Origin of the sequence: Eubacterium sp. ER2, assembly GCF_000765215.1 — a bacterium.
In the GTDB taxonomy this organism is placed as follows: Bacteria; Bacillota; Clostridia; order Lachnospirales; family Lachnospiraceae; genus Claveliimonas; species Claveliimonas intestinigallinarum.
Window position 1 is genome coordinate 40,801 of the sequence record NZ_JPJE01000048.1, and the last position, 19,398, is coordinate 60,198.

General features: G+C 59.1%; 13 protein-coding genes. All 13 read left to right on the forward strand.

Annotation, left to right across the window (positions count from 1 at the left end; genetic code table 11):
- Positions 1-26 precede the first annotated feature (26 nt).
- The 13 genes from NI21_RS0114685 to NI21_RS0114745 all read left to right on the forward strand — a co-directional run bounded on the left by NI21_RS0114685 (position 27) and on the right by NI21_RS0114745 (position 19,153).
- Complete coding sequence (locus NI21_RS0114685; RefSeq protein WP_052084182.1) at positions 27-1,202, forward strand: glycosyltransferase family 4 protein; 1,176 nt, start codon at positions 27-29, stop codon at positions 1,200-1,202.
- Positions 1,169-2,014 (forward strand): glycosyltransferase, encoded by an 846-nt coding sequence (locus NI21_RS0114690; RefSeq protein ID WP_081958113.1) that lies wholly within the window; start codon positions 1,169-1,171, stop codon positions 2,012-2,014. The genes NI21_RS0114685 and NI21_RS0114690 overlap by 34 nt, the downstream gene beginning before the upstream one ends.
- 24 nt (positions 2,015-2,038) lie before the next feature.
- Positions 2,039-3,361 (forward strand): hypothetical protein, encoded by a 1,323-nt coding sequence (locus NI21_RS0114695; RefSeq protein WP_033126960.1) that lies wholly within the window; start codon positions 2,039-2,041, stop codon positions 3,359-3,361.
- Positions 3,358-4,116, forward strand: a complete 759-nt coding sequence (locus NI21_RS0114700) for an ABC transporter permease (protein WP_033126961.1) — start codon at positions 3,358-3,360, stop codon at positions 4,114-4,116. The genes NI21_RS0114695 and NI21_RS0114700 overlap by 4 nt, the downstream gene beginning before the upstream one ends.
- 15 nt (positions 4,117-4,131) lie before the next feature.
- Complete coding sequence (locus NI21_RS0114705; RefSeq protein ID WP_033126962.1) at positions 4,132-4,908, forward strand: ABC transporter ATP-binding protein; 777 nt, start codon at positions 4,132-4,134, stop codon at positions 4,906-4,908.
- Between the two features lie 5 nt (positions 4,909-4,913).
- Positions 4,914-6,974, forward strand: a complete 2,061-nt coding sequence (locus tag NI21_RS0114710; protein WP_033126963.1) for a hypothetical protein — start codon at positions 4,914-4,916, stop codon at positions 6,972-6,974.
- A 15-nt stretch (positions 6,975-6,989) separates the two neighbouring features.
- A complete protein-coding gene (locus NI21_RS0114715) occupies positions 6,990-8,372 on the forward strand; it encodes an exopolysaccharide biosynthesis polyprenyl glycosylphosphotransferase (RefSeq protein WP_171031558.1) in 1,383 nt (460 codons plus the stop codon).
- The gene (locus NI21_RS0114720; RefSeq protein ID WP_033126964.1) at positions 8,350-9,927 is read left to right on the forward strand and encodes an aldolase catalytic domain-containing protein; all 1,578 of its coding nucleotides are present in this window, start codon (positions 8,350-8,352) and stop codon (positions 9,925-9,927) included. The genes NI21_RS0114715 and NI21_RS0114720 overlap by 23 nt, the downstream gene beginning before the upstream one ends.
- Complete coding sequence (locus NI21_RS0114725) at positions 9,928-10,443, forward strand: HAD family hydrolase (protein WP_242842878.1); 516 nt, start codon at positions 9,928-9,930, stop codon at positions 10,441-10,443.
- A complete protein-coding gene (locus NI21_RS0114730; RefSeq protein WP_033126965.1) occupies positions 10,424-13,138 on the forward strand; it encodes a hypothetical protein in 2,715 nt (904 codons plus the stop codon). The genes NI21_RS0114725 and NI21_RS0114730 overlap by 20 nt, the downstream gene beginning before the upstream one ends.
- Entirely contained in the window at positions 13,135-14,736 is a 1,602-nt protein-coding gene (locus NI21_RS0114735) for a polysialyltransferase family glycosyltransferase (RefSeq protein ID WP_033126966.1), read from the forward strand. The genes NI21_RS0114730 and NI21_RS0114735 overlap by 4 nt, the downstream gene beginning before the upstream one ends.
- Entirely contained in the window at positions 14,733-15,467 is a 735-nt protein-coding gene (locus NI21_RS0114740) for a 3-deoxy-manno-octulosonate cytidylyltransferase (protein WP_033126967.1), read from the forward strand. Before NI21_RS0114735 ends, NI21_RS0114740 begins: the two co-directional genes overlap by 4 nt.
- 137 nt (positions 15,468-15,604) lie before the next feature.
- A complete protein-coding gene (locus tag NI21_RS0114745) occupies positions 15,605-19,153 on the forward strand; it encodes an ABC transporter ATP-binding protein/permease (protein ID WP_033126968.1) in 3,549 nt (1,182 codons plus the stop codon).
- Positions 19,154-19,398: the final 245 nt, after the last annotated feature.

Sequence of the window (19,398 nt, forward strand, 5' to 3'; positions counted from 1 at the left end):
GACACAGGGGTAAGGAGAGATGGGCTGTGAGACAGAAGAATGTACTGATTGTGACGACGGTGAGCGGCTTTTTGTGGCAGTTTGAAAGGAATACAGTGGACATTCTGCGAAAGGCAGGAGCCAGGATCCACTATGCGTCCGACTTCGGGAGTAAGGACTATGATTTTGATGAGGAGTATTTCACGGAAAATGAGATCCAGGTGCACCCTGTTTCTATCCGGAAGTCCCCTTTTCATATAAAGGAAAATTGCCGGGCGCTGGTGGAGCTGATCCGCATCATACGCAGGGAGGAGATCCATGTGGTGCACTGCCACAATCCTGTGGGAGGTGTGCTTGGACGGCTGGCTGCCTGGCTTTCCGCAAGAGAGGTGAAGGTGATCTACACGGCCCACGGCTTTCATTTCTACAAAGGTGGGCCTCTGAAAAGCTGGTTTCTCTTTTACCCTGTGGAGAGAGCGCTGGCCAGGATGACAGATGTGCTGGTGACTATCAACAGGGAGGACAGAAGCTGTGCCGGCCGGTTTATCTTAAAGAAGGGCGGCCAGGTGGCGTTTATGCCGGGAACGGGGACGGATACAGACAGGTTCTGCCCGGACAGGAGCAGACGGCAGGAGGCGAGACAGGTCATGGGTGTGAAGGAGGGGGAGTACTGCCTTGTGACAGCGGCCCGCCTGGACCGGGAAAAGAACTGTCAGACTGTCCTGCGAGCCATGGAGGAGCTGGGAGATATCCCCTGCCGGTATGTGATCTGCGGGGAGGGACCCTGGCGGCCCTTCCTGGAAAGAGAGGTCAGGCGGCGGGGGCTGGAAGACAGGGTGAGGCTCATGGGCTTTCGGGCAGATATGGATTTCCTTCTGCAGGGCGCCGACCTGTTTCTCTTCCCCTCTCTCAGGGAAGGGCTGGGAATGGCGGCTCTGGAGGCTATGGCCTGCGGCCTTCCGGTAGTGGCAGCAGACAGCCGGGGGACGAGAGAGTATATCCGCCAGGGGGAGAACGGCTTCCTGTGCAGCGGACGGCAGCCCCGGGAGTTTGCGGAGGCGGTCAGAGAGCTGTGGCAGAGGGAGGATCTGCGAAGCGACATGGGCAGGGAAGCAAGAAGGATGAGCCTTCGGTTCTCCCGGCAGAGGGCAGGAGAAAAAATGGAAGAAATTTACAGGAGCGTTGGAATATGGAAAAAAGACCCGAAGTCAGCGTCATTATGAGTGTGTATGATCCAAGACCTTTCAGGCAGCTTGAGGAGGCAGTGCACTCTGTGCTGGAGCAGACCTTTTCAGATTTTGAGCTTCTCCTGTACAATGACGGCTCCTGCGAGGCTGTGTCGGAGAGGATCCGGCAGCTGGCCAAGAGGGATCCGAGGATCCTTTATCTGGAAGGGGATGAGAACAGAGGTATTGCCAGCGGGCTGAACTGCTGCATCAGGAAGGCCCGGGGGAAATATATCGCCCGGATGGACGGAGATGACCTTCTTCTTCCCCAGCGGTTTGAGCGGCAGGTCCGGTTTCTTGAGGAACACCAGGAGTACGGCTTTGTGGGCACCGGAGCCTGGCTCTTTGACGAGGGCGGCATCTGGGGAGAGAGACTGATGAGGGAGAAGCCCAAGAGGGAGGATTTCCTTTGCTTTTCCCCCTACATCCACCCCTCTGTCATGTTTCGCAGGAGCATTTTTGAAAAGTGCGGATTCTATGATGAGTCAGAGAGAGTCAGGAGATGTGAGGACTATGAGCTTTTTGTGAGGCTGCATATTTTGGGCTGCCGTGGGTATAATCTCCAGGAGAGGCTGATCTGCTACCGGGAGGGAGCGGACAGCTGGAAGAAGAGAAAATTCTGTTACCGCCTGGACGAAATGCGTTTTCGCAGCCAGGGCTTTCAGGCTTTGGGGCTCACAGGGGGCAAGGCCTGGATCTGCCGTTTCCGTCCCCTGGCCGCAGGGATGATTCCCCGGTCAGCGGGAAGATGGCTGAAGAGGCGGCAGGCCGCGCTTTCACACAGCGGCCCGCAGACCGGCCCGGACTAGCCGGCGGGGGAGATAAGGGGGCAGGTGACAGAGGAAGGAGCGGATATGGACGGAAGTCTTGTCACAGAGGAGGAGCGCCTCGAGACTGTGCGGGATCGTGCCCGGGAGGTGCTGGCGCCTGCCATGGTTGAATTTGTAAAGTGGATCTTAAGATCCGCCGGAGAGAGAAATATCCGGCGGATCTATTTTCTTGCCAGGGACGGCTGGCCTATGTACCGGGCTGCCAGGATTTTGGGAAGGGATGTGGAGCCTGCTGTTGATTGCCGGTATTTCTGCTGCTCCAGGTATGCGCTTCGGATCCCCTGCTTTCACCTCATGGACAAAAGAGAGATAGCGGATCAGGTCTGCGTGGGAGGAGTGGATGTCACACTGCGGAAAATCCTGAAAAGAGGGGGGCTGGATGAAAAGGAGGCAGAGAGGACGGCGGAGGTGATGGGCATGCGTGAGGAGCTGGACCGGGTCCTCCCCTACCGGGAGATTCTCCGGCTGCGGGAGAGCCTCCTGGAGGGGGAGCTGTTCTGGCGGTATGTGTACAGCCACGCGGCAAAAGCCTATGACAACGCAGTCTCCTGGATCGCCCAGGAGGGATTTCTGGAGCCGGTCCGGTGCGCTGTGGCGGACAGCGGGTGGACAGGGAGTATGCAGCTGACGCTGAAGCGGCTTTTGGAGTCCATGAACTACAGAGGGAAGCTGGAGGGCTTTTACTACGGGCTGTACCACATTCCGGAACAGGCAGATCCCCGGGATTACCATGCATATTATTTCGGCCCGGATGGAAAGATAAGAAGAAAGGTGTATTTCTCCAACAGTCTCTTTGAGTGCGTGTTCAGCCAGCCCGAGGGCATGTGCGTCGGATACGGGAGGACAAAGGAGGGGATGGCTCCCGTGCGGGAGAAAGGCCGGCCTGAAAACCGGGCCCTCCTCACCTGTGTGACTGAGGCGGTGGAGGAGCAGGCGGGAGAGGAGAGAAAGGAGCTGGCAGAGCGGACGCTGGACTGGCATATCCAGGATCCGGGGACAGCCCAGAGGAAGCTGGCCCGGCTCATGGGAAGCCCTACCCGGGAGGAGGCGGAGGCCTTCGGGGGCATGGCCTTCTCCGACGACGTGCTGGATGCGGATCAGACCCTGGCGGCGCCCTTAAGCGAAGAGCAGATCCGGGAAAACAGGTTTCTGGCACGGGGCCTTTCCATGGTCGGACTTCGCAGGGATCCGGTCCATGAGAGCGCCTGGATGGAGGGCTCCATTCTCCTCTGCGGGAGACATGTGAGGCGCCATCTCTGGCATAACCGCCTGTACAAATACGCTCTGTATTACAGAAAACAGATGGGAGAGAGAAGGAAGCGATGAAGGGACAGCCATACTTTGCGCTGAGGCAGCTGGTGACAAGGGAAATGAAAAGAAAATACAGCCGTTCCAGGCTGGGCATCCTGTGGAGTGTGCTGAGTCCGCTCCTCTCCATGGCTGTTCTGTCCCTGGTCTTTTCCACCATGTTCCGAAAGTCTATCGAGAACTATCCGGTATACTATCTGACCGGGTTTGTGATCTGGAGCTTTTTCACTGCGGCCACCAACACGGCTATGACAGCCCTGGCGGACAACCAGGCCCTGATCCTCCAGGTCCGGCTGCCCAGGTCTGTCTTCCCCCTCTCCAGGGTGGTGACAGCCTTTGTGAATTTTCTCTACTCCCTGGCAGCCTACGGCGTCATGCTCCTTTTGTTCCGCATTCCGGTGAGGGGGAGCGCGCTTGTCTTTCCGGTGCTGGTCTTTTTTCTCTTCCTTTTCTCCCTGGGCATGGGGTATATCCTGTCCGTCCTCTATGTGTTTTTCGGGGATATCCGCCACCTGTACGGAGTGGCCCTGACGCTGTGGATGTATCTGTCCGCCCTGTTTTACCCTCTGGAGCTTCTGCCTGGGACTATGCAGGCGGTGATCTGGCAGAACCCGGTGTACAACTTCATCGCCGGGGCCAGGGACTGCATCCTCTACGGCAGGATCCCCCCGGCCGGCGTCCTCCTTCGGACGGCAGTGTGGGGAGCCGGCATGTACGGGATCGGGAGGCTTGTGTTCCGCAGGAGTCAGAGCAAGGTGATACAGAAACTGTAAGGCAGGTGAGAGGTCATGGAGAAGAGAACAGAGGAAAAGCCGATCATCTCGGTGCAGCATGTGAGCATGCATTTTAAGGTGCCCCTGGAGGGGGCCTCCAGCCTGAAAGAGTATGTCATAGGAGGGCTGCGTGGGAAAAACAAGACCCGGATTTTACGCGCCCTGGACGACATCAGCTTTGAGGTCAGGCGGGGAGAGATACTGGGCATTATCGGGACAAACGGGTCCGGAAAGAGCACCCTTTTGAAAATCATTTCCGGCGCCCTCCTTCCTACGGAGGGGCGGGTGGTGGCGGACCAGGACAGCATCCAGCTCCTCACTTTGGGAACCGGGTTTGACCGGGAGCTGACAGCCAGGGAGAATGTCTATTTAAGCGGCGCTCTTCTGGGCTACAGCAGGGAATTTATCCGGCGCAAATACAGGCGGATCGTGGAATTTGCGGAGCTGGAGGGCTTTATGGAGCAGAAGGTGAAGAATTTTTCCTCCGGCATGGTCTCCAGACTGGGATTTGCCATCGCCACAGCCAGGGAGACGCCTGGCATTCTCATACTGGACGAGGTGCTCAGCGTGGGAGATATGTTTTTCCGGGAAAAAAGCGCCGGCCGGATCCAGGAGATGATCCACAGCGGGGCTACGGTCCTGATCGTGTCCCACTCGGTGGACACGATACGGAAAAACTGTACCCGGACCCTGTGGCTCGAGAGAGGCCGTCAGCGGATGGAAGGATCCCCCGGGGAGGTGTGTGCGGCCTACACAAAGTGGGGCAGGCAGGAAAACGAAGGGAAGGGGTAAGAAGGATGAAGGAGCATACGAGACAGGAAAATGTAAAACGGAAGGTGTACAGCCTCCTGGCCGGCAGGGTGCCGGGGATCGCCGGGAGATACCAGCGCTTTCGGAAAGACCATCCGGGGATGGCCGGCAAAGTGGGGGCGGCGGCAGGCCTCCTGTGGTGGAACGCTCTCTACTATGGAGGGCGAAAGGAGAGCCTCAGGTTTCCGGACGGATACGGCTTTTATGAGAGGAGGAGGCTGAGGCTGCCGGAGTCGGGTGCCACTGGTCTTCCCACCTGGAAGGAGACGGCAGAGCTGCTGCTCTCCTTTGACCTGGTATCCTTTGACGTCTTCGACACTCTGCTCCTTCGCCCCTTTCGGGAGCCTGCGGATCTTTTCTATCTGCTGGGAATGAGGCTGTCCATTCCGGATTTCCGGCATCTTCGGATAGAGGCGGAGCATCTGGCAAGGCAGGAGGATGTGAGGCGGGGCGGCAGCGGTGAGGTAACCCTGGAAAAGATCTGGAGGATCCTCTCCGCCATGACAGGGGCGGACGCGAAAGAGGGACAGAGGGCGGAGATGGAGCTGGAGAGGCAGTACTGTCAGGCCAATCCTTATTTCATCCCCATCCTGGAGCGGCTGAGAGGAGAGGGAAAGCGGCTCCTCCTTGTGAGCGACATGTACCTGGAGTCTGATTTTATCCGGCAGCTCCTGAAGGAGAAGGGGCTGGGGGCCTTTGACGGCTGCTTTGTGTCCTGCCAGCAGGGACGGTCCAAGTGGAGGGGAGACCTGTACCAGGAGGTAAGAGGGAGCATTGAGAGAAAATGGACGGACGGGGGAGACTGCCGGGCAGTCCACGTGGGGGATAATCTCCACGCGGATGTGCGCATGGCAGAGAGGGCCGGCTTTGCGGCCTTTTGGTACCCGGGTCCCCAGGAGGCCGGACGGCCCTGCCGTGCCAGGGACATGTCCGCCGTCACCGGCAGCATGTACGCGGGCCTTGTCAACATCCGGCTCCACAGCGGACTTAAGAGATACACCTCCTTCTACGAGTACGGCTACGTGTACGGCGGTCTCCTGGCCCTTGGCTACTGTCGGTTCATACACAGGTTTGTCAGGGACAGGGGAATCCGCCGGCTCTGGTTTCTCTCCCGGGACGGGGAGGTGCTGAAGAAGGTGTACGACCAGCTCTATCCGGGGGAGGATACCTGCTATGTGCTCTGGTCCAGGAGCGCGGCCGCCAGGCTTCTGTCTGGCGTCAATCAGCACGATTTTTTTCAGAGGTTTCTCTTCCAGAAGGCGGACCAGGGGTATTCCATCCGTCAGATCTTTGCCAGTATGGAGCTGGACTTTCTCCTGGAGGAGGCCTGCCGGAAGCAGGGCTGGGGACAGGAGGAGCGGCTAAGCGCCGCCAGGGCCGAAGCGTGCCGTGATTTTCTCCTCTCTAAGTGGGAGGAGGTGCAGGCGTCCTACGAGAGAGAGCGGGAGGCGGCCGGGAAATACCTGGCGGGGCTTTCCTCCGGCGCGGCGGCCATGGCGGCGGTGGACGTGGGGTGGGCCGGAAGCGGGGCCGCCTCCCTGGATGTGTTCCTGCGCCAGGTTCTGGGGCTGCCCTGCTGGGTCTACGGTACCCTGGCGGGCACGGCCACTGTGTACAGCGCCTCCCCGGACACGGCGGAAGGCTTTTTCTTCTCCGGACAGATGGACAGCTACCTCTTCTCCCAGAGCAAGAACAGGGATCTCTGGAAATTCCACAACCTGGGGGAAAAGCATAACCTCTACATGGAGCTTCTGTTTACCTCCCCCTCCCCGGGGCTCAGAGGCTTTGCCCTGGGGGAGGAGGGGGAGGTGGTGTTCCGGTACGGGAGGGAGGAAAAGCATGCGGATGAGATCCGGCGGATCCAGAAGGGAATTTTGGATTTTGTCCGGGATTACATGCGCTGCTTCCCGGAATTCCTGGAGGGGGAGACGGGCTGGATCTCCGGACGGGACGCCTACGCCCCGCTGCTTTTGTTCCTGAGGGACAGGAGGATAAGGCGAAAATTTGAGGCCTCCTTCTGCTGGGACACGGACGTGAATGTGGAGTAGAAAGAAATGGCAGGTATGAAGAAAAGAAGGAAGGGATACACTATATTCAGGGCGTTGAAGACGGGCGGTCATCTCCTGGTCCTTGGGGGCAGCTTTCTTGGAGCCTTTCGGGTGCTGGAAGATCTGGGGCATGGGCGGCCTCTTCCCCTGGCGGTCCTGTACCTTGTCCTTCTGGAGGGGTTCTGGCTTATTCTGGAGGCAGGAGATGTGGAACAGCGAAGATTTCTGGATCTCATGTACAGTCAGTTCTTCGGGGCCGCGGCGGCCAGCCTTTTCTTCGGGGCGCTGATGTGCGCGGTGAGCTCCCTTTCCATGTGGCAGATACTGGGGGAGTTCTTCCTGCTCCTCGTCCTGCAGTCCGGGGCGGGCATGGCATGGGCGGCCCTCTGCTTTGGCCTGTACCTGCGGGGACAATCCCACAAGCGGGCGCTTTTCATCTACGGGGAGAGGGAGGAACCGGAGGAGATCACAGAGAAAAACAACCGGATCAACGGCTATTTTCACATTGCGGCCAGTGTCCCCTGCCGGGAGGCGGCCAAAAGGCCGGGGGAGGTGCTGGGCGGATACCAGGCGGTGTACCTGGGAGACCTGCCCCCGGGGGACAAGGGGGCCATCCTGGAGCAGTGCATGATCATGGGAAAGGACTGCTACAGCATCCCCGGGCTCATAGATGTCTATACCCAGAACGCCCGTATTCTGCGGCTCCAGGACAAGGTACTGTTCCAGTACCACAAAGGAGGGCTGACGGCGGGGCAGAAAAAGGCAAAGAGAGCCCTGGATATAGGGGTGGCTCTGGCTCTCCTTGCGCTGTCGGCGCCTCTGATGCTGGTCATCGCTCTGTGCGTCCGGCTGGAGGACGGGGGGCCTGTGCTCTACAGGCAGATCAGGTACACTGAAGGGGGCAGGCCCTTCCGGATGCTCAAATTCCGGAGCATGCATGTGGATGCGGAGCGGGAGGGGGCCAGGCTTGCCAGCAGGAATGACAGCCGGATCACCCGGGTGGGGCGGATCATAAGGAACCTGCATTTTGACGAGCTGCCCCAGCTTGTCAATGTGCTGAAGGGGGACATGTCCATGGTGGGGCCCAGGCCGGAGCGCCGGGAGTTTATTGAAGAATACTCCCGCGTTATCCCAGAGTTCTCCCAGCGCATGAAGGTGAAGGGCGGCCTCACCGGGTACGCCCAGATCTATGGCAAGTACAACACCGGGCCGGAGGACAAGATCAAGTACGATCTCATCTATATATACAACTACTCCCTCAGGCTGGATGTGCGCCTCCTTTTCCTCACGGTCCGGATTTTATTCCAGAAGGAGAGCGCAGAGGGGGTGGAGGAGGGGCGCAGGAGCGCTGTGAGGGAAAGAAAGGAGAGACAGGATGGAGACGATCAGACTTCTTGACTGTACCCTCAGAGACGGGGGGTACATCAATGACTGGGACTTTAAGCGGAAGAACATACGAAGGATCATGGCGGGGCTGGAGGAGGCCGGGACAGACCTCATTGAGGCGGGTTTCCTGCGGGACTGCGCCTACCGGGAGGACCGCACCCTCTTCAACTCGGTGCGGGAGCTTAAGCAGATCCTGCCTGAGGGCGGCGGACGGGGCGGCTACGTCCTCATGGCCCTCCACGATAAGTACGATGTCCGCAAGCTGGAGGAAAATGACGGTACTGTGGAGGCCATCCGGGTCACCTTTCACGACTACGATGTGGACGAGGGGCTGGAATTTGGCAGAAGGGTCATGGAGAAAGGATACCGTCTCTTTGTCAACCCCATCAACATCATGGGCTACAGCGACAGCAGTCTCCTGCGGCTCCTGGAGAAGGTGAGGGAGCTTCGGCCCTACGGCTTCTCCATCGTGGACACCTTTGGCTCCATGACCAAAAAAGAGCTGGTGCGGATCAGCTCCCTGTGCGAGAACAACCTGGACAGGGGAACCGTGCTGGGACTTCATCTCCACGAGAATATGGCCCAGTCCTTTCTGCTGGCCCAGACCTTTCTGGAGATCAAGAGCCAGGAGAGATCCTGCGTGCTGGACGCCTCCCTGAACGGGATGGGGCGGGTGCCGGGCAACCTGTGCATGGAGCTGATCATGGACTATCTGAACCGAAGCTACGGGAAGCGCTACGACCTGGATCCGGTGCTGGATGTCATCGAGACCTGCATCACGCCCATCAGGGAGAAGGAGCCCTGGGGATACATGGCGGAATATTTTCTGTCCGCCAAACTGAACCTCCACAGAAACTACGCGGAGTACCTGCTCTCCAGGGGCAATCTGACAGCCCGGGACATGCACCGCATCCTGCAGCTCATACCAGAGGAGAAAAAGAGTGTCTATGACGAGCGGTTTGTGGAGAAGCTGTACCGGGTCTACGAGGACCGCACGGTCCAGGATCAGGCCGCTATCCGGAGCCTGGGGGAGGTATTTGCCGGGAGGACCGCAGTCCTTTTGGCGCCGGGAAAGTCCCTGGAGTACCAGTGGGACAGGGTGCGGGACTATATCCGTGAGAAGGATGCCATCCCTGTGTCAGCCAATTTCTACTTTGAGGAACAGCAGGGAGGCTACGCCTTCTTCAGCAACGCCAAGAGGTACGACAGCTACCGGGCTTTCCGGAACCCGCGGGAGCACGTGATCCTCACCTCCAACATTACCAGAGGGGTGGGAGAGGAGGACGATGTGGTCAGCTACGGACGGCTGGCACAGGACGGCCGTCCCACGGAGAACTGCGGGGTGCTGCTTTTGCGCCTGATGCGGCTTCTGGGGGCAAAGGAGGCGGCCCTGGCCGGCTTTGACGGCTACAGTACGGGGCAGGACAATTACATGAAGGGATATTTCGGGGAATACCACAGCGCCAGGAGCGCGGACAATGAAGAGATCGCGGAGGAGATCCGGGAAGTGGGGAGAAGTCTTCCTGTCACCTTCCTCACTCCCTCTCTGTACGAGGAGGCGGTGTAGATGCAGCAGGTGATGGAAAATCTGGAGAAAATACGGTATCTCATACTGGACGTGGACGGCACCATGACGGACGGGGGTGTCTATCTGGACAGCAGGGGAGCGGAGATGAAGAAGTTCAGCATCAAGGACGGGGCGGGGATCCTCCTGGCCAGGAGGGCAGGCATCGAGTCCGTCATCCTCACAGGGAGAGAGAGCCAGTGTGTCCGGAAGCGGGCCGAGGAGCTTGCCATCCCTCTCGTCTTCCAGGGAGTGAAGGACAAGAGGGCGTTCCTTCTGGAATTTCTTGAGACCAATGAGATCCTCCCCCAGGAGGCGGCCTATATGGGGGACGACCTGAACGACCTGGAGGCCATGCAGTGCGTGGGCCTTGCCGTCTGCCCTCAGGACGCGGCCAAGCAGGTGAAGGCCTACTGTCCCATCGTTCTCTCCGCCAGAGGCGGTGAGGGGGCTGTGCGGGAATTTGTGGAAATGATACTGGAAAAGCGAGGGATACAGTATGAAGGACTGGCTCTATGACAGGATCGTCCGCCATAACGAGAGGATCCAGAGGGAGTATGAGCGGTATGTGCGGGGACATATGGGAGAGCACAGGAAGAAAAGGTGGAAGCATTGGATCGTCCTTCTCCTGCTGGCAGTGAAATACAGGGACAGCCAGAAGGACCGGGTCCACAGCCTTGTCCTTGTGAAGCTGAAGGAGGGGACCGCGAAGCTGCGCATGGAGTGGGTGCCGGGGGCGGTCTGGTACAATGTGTATATGTCCCGGGACGGGCTGAACTACCGCTTTGTGGAGAAGGTGAAGAGGCACGTGTGCAAGGTGCGGGGGCTGGAGGAGGACAAAATGTACTTTTTCCGGTTCAAGGTCTCCCTGGACGGCAGCAGCTACAGCGAGTTCTCCGAGGCGCTGACTGTCACGGCTGTCAAAAACAAGGAGCACTACCTGATGGAGCAGATCTCTGTAAGAGAGGCGGAGGGAGGCTGCGGAAGGGCCGATGACAGGGAGTTCCCCGGAGCGGAGACCGGGTCGGGGAAGGACAGGAGAGAAAAAAAGGGGGACGGCAGCTATGCTTTTTCGGCCTCCCCGGGGGAGTCCGGAGGCCTGCTGCTTGTCTGGGAGAAGATCCCGGGAGCCCTCCACTACAATCTGTACCGGTCCCGGGAGGGCGGCAACTGGCGTTTTGCGGTGCAGACCGAGGAGGACCGGTATCTGGACAGCCAGGTGAAGGGCGGAGACGCCTATGTATATAAGCTCAAGTACACCTTTGACGGGAAAAGGTACCACGAGTTCCCGGAGCAGGCGGCCGGGCGGGCGCCGCTGGAAAAATACCGGAACGCCAACAGCGGGCGTCTCTGGGAGAGAGGGGCTGAGTCGGAGGCAGTGGGGCGGCCTCTGCCGGTCCATCTGGCCAAGAGCATGCTGGCCTTTGACGTGGTTTCCTTTGACGTCTTTGACACACTCATCCTGCGCCCCTTTTCCGAGCCCTCAGACCTCTTTATCCTGGTGGGTGAGGAGCTGGGTATCATGGACTTCTGCGAGATACGAAAGAAGGCGGAGGAGGACGCCCGCAGAAGGAGCGAGTTCCTGCGGGGCAGCCGGGAGGTGACCTTGTACGACATCTACGAGATGGTGGAGGAGGAGACCGGCGTGGAGGCGGTGTCGGGGGCCAGGACAGAGTTCCTCACAGAGAGAAAGCTCTGCTTTGCCAACCCCTATATGCTGGAGGTATTCCGCATGGTGAAGGCCAGGGGAAAGACGGTGGTGGCCGTGTCGGACATGTATCTGCCCCGGGAGCTGATGGAGGAGCTGCTGCGGTCCTGCGGATACGAGGGATTTGACGACATCCTCGTCTCCTGCGACTACAGCTGCACCAAGAGAAAGGGCGGCCTGTTCGACATCCTGAGAAAGAAATACAGGGGCGCGATCTTCCATGTGGGGGACCATCCAAGGTCCGATGTGGAGGCCGCCCGGGAGAGGGGCATCGAGGCGAGGCAGTACAGGAATGTGAACGAGGCCGGAAGGCCCTTCCGGGCAAAGGATATGTCCCGCCTGGCGGGCAGCGCCTACCGGGGCATCGTCAACGCGAAGCTACACAACGGCAGAGACCGGTACACACCCTGGTACGAGGTGGGCTATGTGTACACAGGGCTGTACTGTATGGGATTTTGCCGCTGGATCATGGAGCAGGCCAGGGCACACGGGCTGGAGAAGATCCTGTTTCTGGCAAGAGAAGGGGATCTGTACCAGAAGGTGTTTTGCCAGATGTACCCGGATTTCCCCACAGCCTATGTGCTCTGGTCCAGAATTCCCGTGGTGAAGACTACTGTGAACTGGAACAGGCATCCCTTTCTTCTCCAGATCATCCACCACAAGGCCGGGGCTCTCTACAAGTCCAGGCTGGGAATCCTTTTTGATAGAGTGGGCATCGGGGCCCTGAAAAAATATTTTCCCGCCTACAGGCTGCGGGAGGAGGAGTACCTAACCAGTGAGAACGAGAAGGCGGTGCGGCGACTGGTGACGGAGCACTGGGATGAGCTGGCCTCCTGCTACAGCGCGGACCAGGCCTGCATAGAGTCCTACCTGAGACGGCAGGTGGGGGACGCCCGCAGAGCCGCCGTGGTGGACGTGGGCTGGTCCGGCAACAATGTGCTCCAGGTCAGGCATCTGATCGAGGAGGAGTATGGCATGGACTGCAAGATCCACTGTCTTCTGGCGGCCGCGAGGGATGTCAACGACACCTACATGGCAGGCATGATGCAGCGGGGGCAGGTGCAGACCTACCTCTTTTCCCCCATGCACAACAAGGGGCTCCACGATGCCCACCAGGAGGAAAATGAGAGGCTTAACTCCTTCTTCTTTGAGATACTGACCCAGTCCGCCACCCCCACCTTCCTCGGCTTTGACAGCCAGGGCCGGTTCCTCTACGACATTCCGGAGGTGGAGAACTACGCAAGAGACGGACAGATCCATGAGGGTGCGCTGGATTTTGTGAGGGACTACACGGAGATATTCAGGGACTTCCCCTATATGATGGATATCTCCGGGCATGACGCCTACATGCCCTTCCAGTATTTTTCCAGAAACCTTCTCTGGATGAGACAATATTTTGGAGACTATATTTTCGGGAGAGACCTTTTTGCCACCCAGGACAAGGCAGTGATGGAGTCCGTGCGGGAGGTGATGGAAAAGGCCGGATTATGGGAGGAGAGACAATGATACTGTACCAGGCTCTGTCGGCCTACCAGATACTGGAGTGTATGGTCCACCGGCAGATGTATTACAGAGACAGAAAATGTGTCCTCATACTGGGGGACTACATCAAAGAGAGGATGCCCCGGTATTTTGAGCTGGAGACGAAGCGGTTCTTCAATGAGGTGTACCTGTTCCGGTTCGGGGGCTACAGAGGGTCGGAGGAGGAGATCATCCGCCAGGTGGGAGAGGAGCTGGCAAGGAGCATTCCCTACAGGCCACAGGACTTTGAGAGGATACTCATCGCCGGGATCCACACCTACCTGCAGGTCTATCTCCTGTCAGAGGGCATCTCCTTTGAGATGTTCGAGGACGGCAGCGGGGCTCTGAGCCGTCCCTGGGTCCTGGCGCAGATTCACCAAAAGAGCGCGCCGGGGCGGTACGCCCTCATAGAGAAATACGGACTTTACGACCACACCAGTCCCCTGATCACAAAGAAGTACTGCGACATGGCTGCCCAGGAGCCGGGCTTTTTGGACCCCAGAGCGGAGGATTTTCAGGTCATGGAGGAATTCCACAGACTGCCCGGGCGGCAGCAGGAGGAGATCCGGTGCATTTTCCAGGTTCCGAGGCTTTCGGGGCGGGAGGATGAGGTGCTCCTTCTCACCCAGCAGTTTGCCAGCCTGGGCCAGCTTACCTTTGACGGCCAGATCGACATTTACCGGCATCTGTTTGACTACTATCTGGAGGGCCGACGGGTGCGCATCAAGCCCCATCCGGACGATATCCTCTACTACTCCCTCCTCTTTCCCGAGGCGGAGCTCATAGAGGGGAACTTTCCCTCGGAGCTTCTGCCCCTGGCCTTTGACCGGCTTCCGGGCACGGTCTGCACGGTCAGCTCCACAGGGGTGAACCAGATCCGGCGGTTTTTTGACAGACAGATCCTTTTTAATCCGGAGTACGAGGAGAGCTATCAGCACGATGCCCTTTACTGTATGGCTCTCTGTCTGGCGCTGCATTTAGGGATGGAGGGGATCCTGACAGAGGGGGTCAACCTGGCGCAGCTGCGGAATATGGCCAGGTGTATGGGAGAGCCCTGGGACGCCCTGGACATCCGGGAGTACCGGGAAGGAGAGTACCGGAAAAAAGAGTGCCGGGAGGCGGAGGCCTGCGCCCTCCTCCTGCTGCGGGGAGATGAAGGCTCCCGGGAGCTGCCGGGGGAGCGTCCTCCCGGGGAGGAGACGGATCCCTGGGCAGTCCTCTGGCTCAATGAAAAGGGAAGGTACAGGATGTATGACCCCGGCAGCAGGGAGCGCTTTTTTCAGCTGCGGCCCCTGGTGGTCCGGGAGGGAGATGCGCGGCATATCATGTATTTTTATTCGGCAAGGAGCGAGGTGAACAGGATGGCAGAGGAGTTCAGGGAAAGGAGGGAGCTTCCCCACCAGGGGAAGACCATCTCCGTGGAAGGGCTGACAGAGGAGGAGCTGCGGATTTGCATGCTGGAGGGAATTCTGGCAGCTACGGAGCGGCGGCTGCTGGAGTATATAGAGACGGAGAAGGAGCTGAGAGAGGAAATAAGAAGCCTGAAGGAAGCGGGCGAGAGAAGAGGGGGGAGGACGCAGTGAGGACAGCAGGCATCATACCGGCCCGGTACGGCTCCACCAGGCTGCCCGGGAAGCCCCTGCTTAAGATCCAGGGCAGACCCATGGTGTGGTGGGTCTGCGAGAGGGCCAGGAGGGCCCGGCGGCTGGATGAGGTGTGGGTGGCCACGGACGACCGGCGGATAGAGGAGGCCTGCAGAGGCCTTCAGATCCCGGTGGTCATGACAGGGCGGGAGCACCGGACGGCGGCGGAGAGGCTGCAGGAGGCGGCAGGGCAGGTGAGGGCGGACTTCTACGTGCAGATCAACGGGGATGAGCCCCTCATCGACCCGGCCAACATCGACGCCGCCGTGCCGGACGAGGTTCCCCTGGACGTGGAGTTCGGCACCAACATCATCGCCCGGGTGAAGGACCCGGCCCAGCTCTGTCACGCCTCCAACATCAAGGTGGTCTTTGACGACAGCTTCCGGGCCCTCTACATGTCCAGGACGCCGGTGCCATACCCCTTCTGCGATGTGTCTTTTTCCTATTATAAGCATGTGGGGATCATCGGCTACAACCGGAAAATGCTGGATTTTTATAAGTCCTCCGTCCCGGGGCGGCTGGAGCTGATCGAGGGAATTGACACCCTGCGTTTTCTGGACTACGGAAAAGAGCTTCGGCTGATCCCGGTGGAGCGGGCGGACAGTCTGTCTGTGGACACGGAGGCGGACCTTCGCTGGGTGCGGGAGAGGATGGGTGAAAAGAGGTTATAAAAATTTAATAATGGGCTCTGTTGACTATAAAAGAGCCGCCCGCTATACTTGAAACTGGATTGTTTTTCGCGGGCGGTGATCTTTTGTGCAAAGATCACCGCGCGGACATTTACAGAAAAAAGGAGACGGGATCACACATGCTTCAGATTAAAGACATCTGTAAGGAATACAGGACAGGAAGCCTGGTGCAGAAGGCGCTGGACCATGTAAGCCTGAACCTGCGGGACAACGAATTTGTGGCCATCCTGGGGCCCAGCGGCTCCGGAAAGACCACGCTTCTCAACATCATAGGGGGACTGGACCGGTATGACAGCGGCGACCTGATTATTAATGGCGTGTCCACGAAGAAATATAAGGACAGAGACTGGGACTCCTACCGGAACCACACCATCGGCTTTGTGTTCCAGAGCTATAATCTCATCGGACATCAGACCATCCTGGCCAACGTGGAGCTGGCTCTCACCATATCCGGCATCGGCAAGGCGGAGCGCCGGCAGAGAGCGGCGGACGCCCTGGCCATGGTGGGGCTGGGGGAACAGCTCCACAAGAAGCCAAACCAGCTCTCGGGCGGGCAGATGCAGAGGGTGGCCATCGCCAGGGCTCTGGTGAACAACCCGGATATCCTGCTGGCGGATGAGCCCACCGGCGCTCTGGACAGCGACACCAGCGTGCAGGTCATGGATCTTCTGCGGGAGGTGGCCCGGGACCGCCTGGTGGTCATGGTGACCCACAACCCGGAGCTGGCCCAGGAGTACGCCACCCGTATCGTGCGCCTGCGGGACGGGAAGATCCGGGAGGACTCAGATCCCTTTGCGGTGGATGAGAGGGAGCTGGAGGAGCCGGAGCACAGAAACCTGGGGAAGACGTCCATGTCCTTCCTCACGGCCCTCTCCTTAAGCTTCAACAACCTGCGGACCAAGAAGGCCCGGACCATCCTCACCTCCTTTGCGGGCTCCATCGGCATCATCGGCATTGCCCTCATCCTGGCCCTCTCCACGGGAGTCAACGACTATATCCAGAATATGGAGGAGGAGACCCTGTCAGAGTATCCCCTGGAGATCCAGAGCACAGGCTTTGACCTGTCCTCCATGATGATGACCGGCTCCGGCAGCGGCGGCAGCTCCGGGGAGGTGAATGTCATCCAGATGGTGACAGACATGTTTTCCAAGATGGACTCCAACGACCTGAAGTCCCTGAAGGAGTACTTTGACAGCGGGAAGAGCGGCATCGGGGACTACACGAACGCGGTGGAGTACAGCTACAATGTGACGCCCCAGATCTACCGCGTAAACGACGACCAGGTGCGCCAGGTGAACCCGGACCACTCCTTTGACGCCCTGGGGTTCGGCTCCTCCTCCAGCTCCAGCAGCCTCATGTCCTCCATGATGAGCACGGACGTCTTTTACGAGATGCCGGCAAACGCCTCCCTCTACGAGGGGCAGTACGACGTGAAGGCGGGCAGATGGCCCGAGAAGTACAATGAGTGCGTGGTGGTCCTGACCCAGGGAGGCAGCATCAGCGACATGATGCTCTACACGCTGGGACTGCGGGATCCCCTGGAGCTGGATGAGATGATACAGCAGTTTTTGAATGAGGAAAACATTGACACGCCGGAGGATATCGGCACCTACTCCTACGATGACATCATCGGCACCACCTTCAAGCTGGTGGACAGCGCGGACTACTACACCTACGACAGCCAGTACCAGGTGTGGACGGACCGGTCCGACGACCAGTCCTACGTCCGTAAGCTGGTGGAAAACGGGGAGGACCTGACTGTGGTGGGCATCGTGCAGCCCTCACAGGACGGCAACGCCATGATGCTCCAGTCCGGCATCGGCTATCCGGCCTCCCTGACAGAGCACCTGGTGGAGGAGGCTGGGGACAGCCAGATCGTACAGCAGCAGATCGCGGATCCGAATGTGAACGTGTTCTCCGGCGAGCCCTTCGGGGAGGAGAGCAGCCAGGGGCTGGATATGGACTCCCTCTTTACCATTGACGCGGAGGCCCTGCAGAACGCCTTCTCCTTTGACTCCTCCGCCATGGCGGCCGGGCTGTCCGGCTCCCTTGACCTGACAGGCGGCTCAAGCGGAGGCGGCGGGACTCTGGACCTGTCCGGCATGATCGACCTGGATGCGGTGGAGACCCAGCTGCCCGCCATGGAGGGCTTTGACCTGTCCTCCCTGGGCCAGGCCATGGATCTGACCGTCACGCCGGAGCAGCTGGGCAGCCTGGCCCAGGGCCTGCTGGAGGGCTACCAGGCCTATGCCTCCCAGAATCCGGCCACAGACTACACAAAGCTGGGGGAGGCCTTTGTGTCCTACCTGAACACGGAGGAGGCCAGGGAAATCCTGGAGGACAATATCCGCGAGATCATCCAGTCCGGCGGCGGGACCACCGTCACCACAGACCAGCTCCGGGAGCTGCTCTCCAGGATACTGGCAGGTTATCAGTCCTATGCCCAGGCAAATGGCTGGACAGACGGGGAGAAATTTGACGAGTACCTGACGGCCTACCTGCAGACAGGGGAGGCCCAGGCCATCCTGGAACAGTGGGCGGGGGAGACCTTCCCCTCCGGCATGGACATCAATATCACCCAGGAGCAGCTCCAGAAGCTGGCCAGCGAGCTGGCGGCCGGCTACCAGACCTACGCGGCAAATAACAATCTGCCGGACCCCTCAAAGATCGGGGAGAGCTTCCTCGCCTATCTGGGGACGGAAGGAGCCAAGGGGCAGCTGACGGCGGCCCTGGCGGGCATGCTGGATACAGAGGCCCTGGAGCAGCAGCTGACGGGGGCGGTGGAGAGCTACATGTCCTCTGTCATGGAGAGCGGCACAGCCCAGGCCCTGGAGGGGCAGATCACCTCTGCTGTCCAGACCATGATGGGACAGATCACCTCCGGCATGGAGAGCGCCATGCAGAGGGCGGCAGCCCAGATCGGGGAGAACATACAGAACGCCCTCTCCATCGATCCGGAGGCCTTCCAGAGCGCCTTTGAGATGAACATGGATGAGACCCAGATGACGGAGCTGCTCATGTCCTTCCAGTCCGCGGGGACAGCCTCCTACAAGAGCAATCTGCGGACCCTTGGCTACGCGGATTTCGATGAGCCTGCAGGCATCAGCATCTACCCGAAGGACTTTGAGAGCAAGGACCAGGTGGTGCAGATACTGGACGACTACAACAGCCGCATGGAGAAGGAGGGGCAGGATGAGAAGGTGATCACCTACTCCGACATGGTGGGCACACTGATGAGCTCCGTCACGGACATCGTCAATGTGATCAGCTATGTGCTCATCGCTTTTGTGGCCATCTCCCTCATCGTGTCCTCCATCATGATCGGCGTCATCACCTACATCAGCGTCCTGGAGAGAAAGAAGGAGATCGGCATTCTGCGGGCCATCGGCGCATCCAGGAGGAATATCTCCCAGGTGTTCAACGCGGAGACCTTTATCATCGGGGGCTGCGCGGGGCTCATCGGCATCGGGCTGAGCCTTCTGCTTTTGATCCCGGGCAACATGCTGATCCACTATGTGGCCGGCTCCAATGAGGTCAGCGCGGTGCTGTCGCCCGTCCCGGCGGTCATCCTCATCGCCCTGAGCATCGTGCTCACCCTGCTGGGCGGGCTGATCCCATCCAGGAAGGCGGCAAAGAGCGATCCGGTGACGGCTCTCCGGGTGGAGTAGGCGTTGGCGGGGACGGATACCCGGAATTTAGCAGATATACGGAATTAAAAAAGGATATACCTGCCTTTGGAAGCAGGTATATCCTTTCAGACTGTAGACAAAGTCCCCGGTTTACCCCGGGGCTTTTCTATTGTAGTTATCAACATTTCAATAATCCTTCCGGTTTTTATCAAGAAAAATCCCCTACTTATCAACTCTAAAGTTAAGCGGTACGTTCCCTGCACATGGTATAATTATCCTATAAG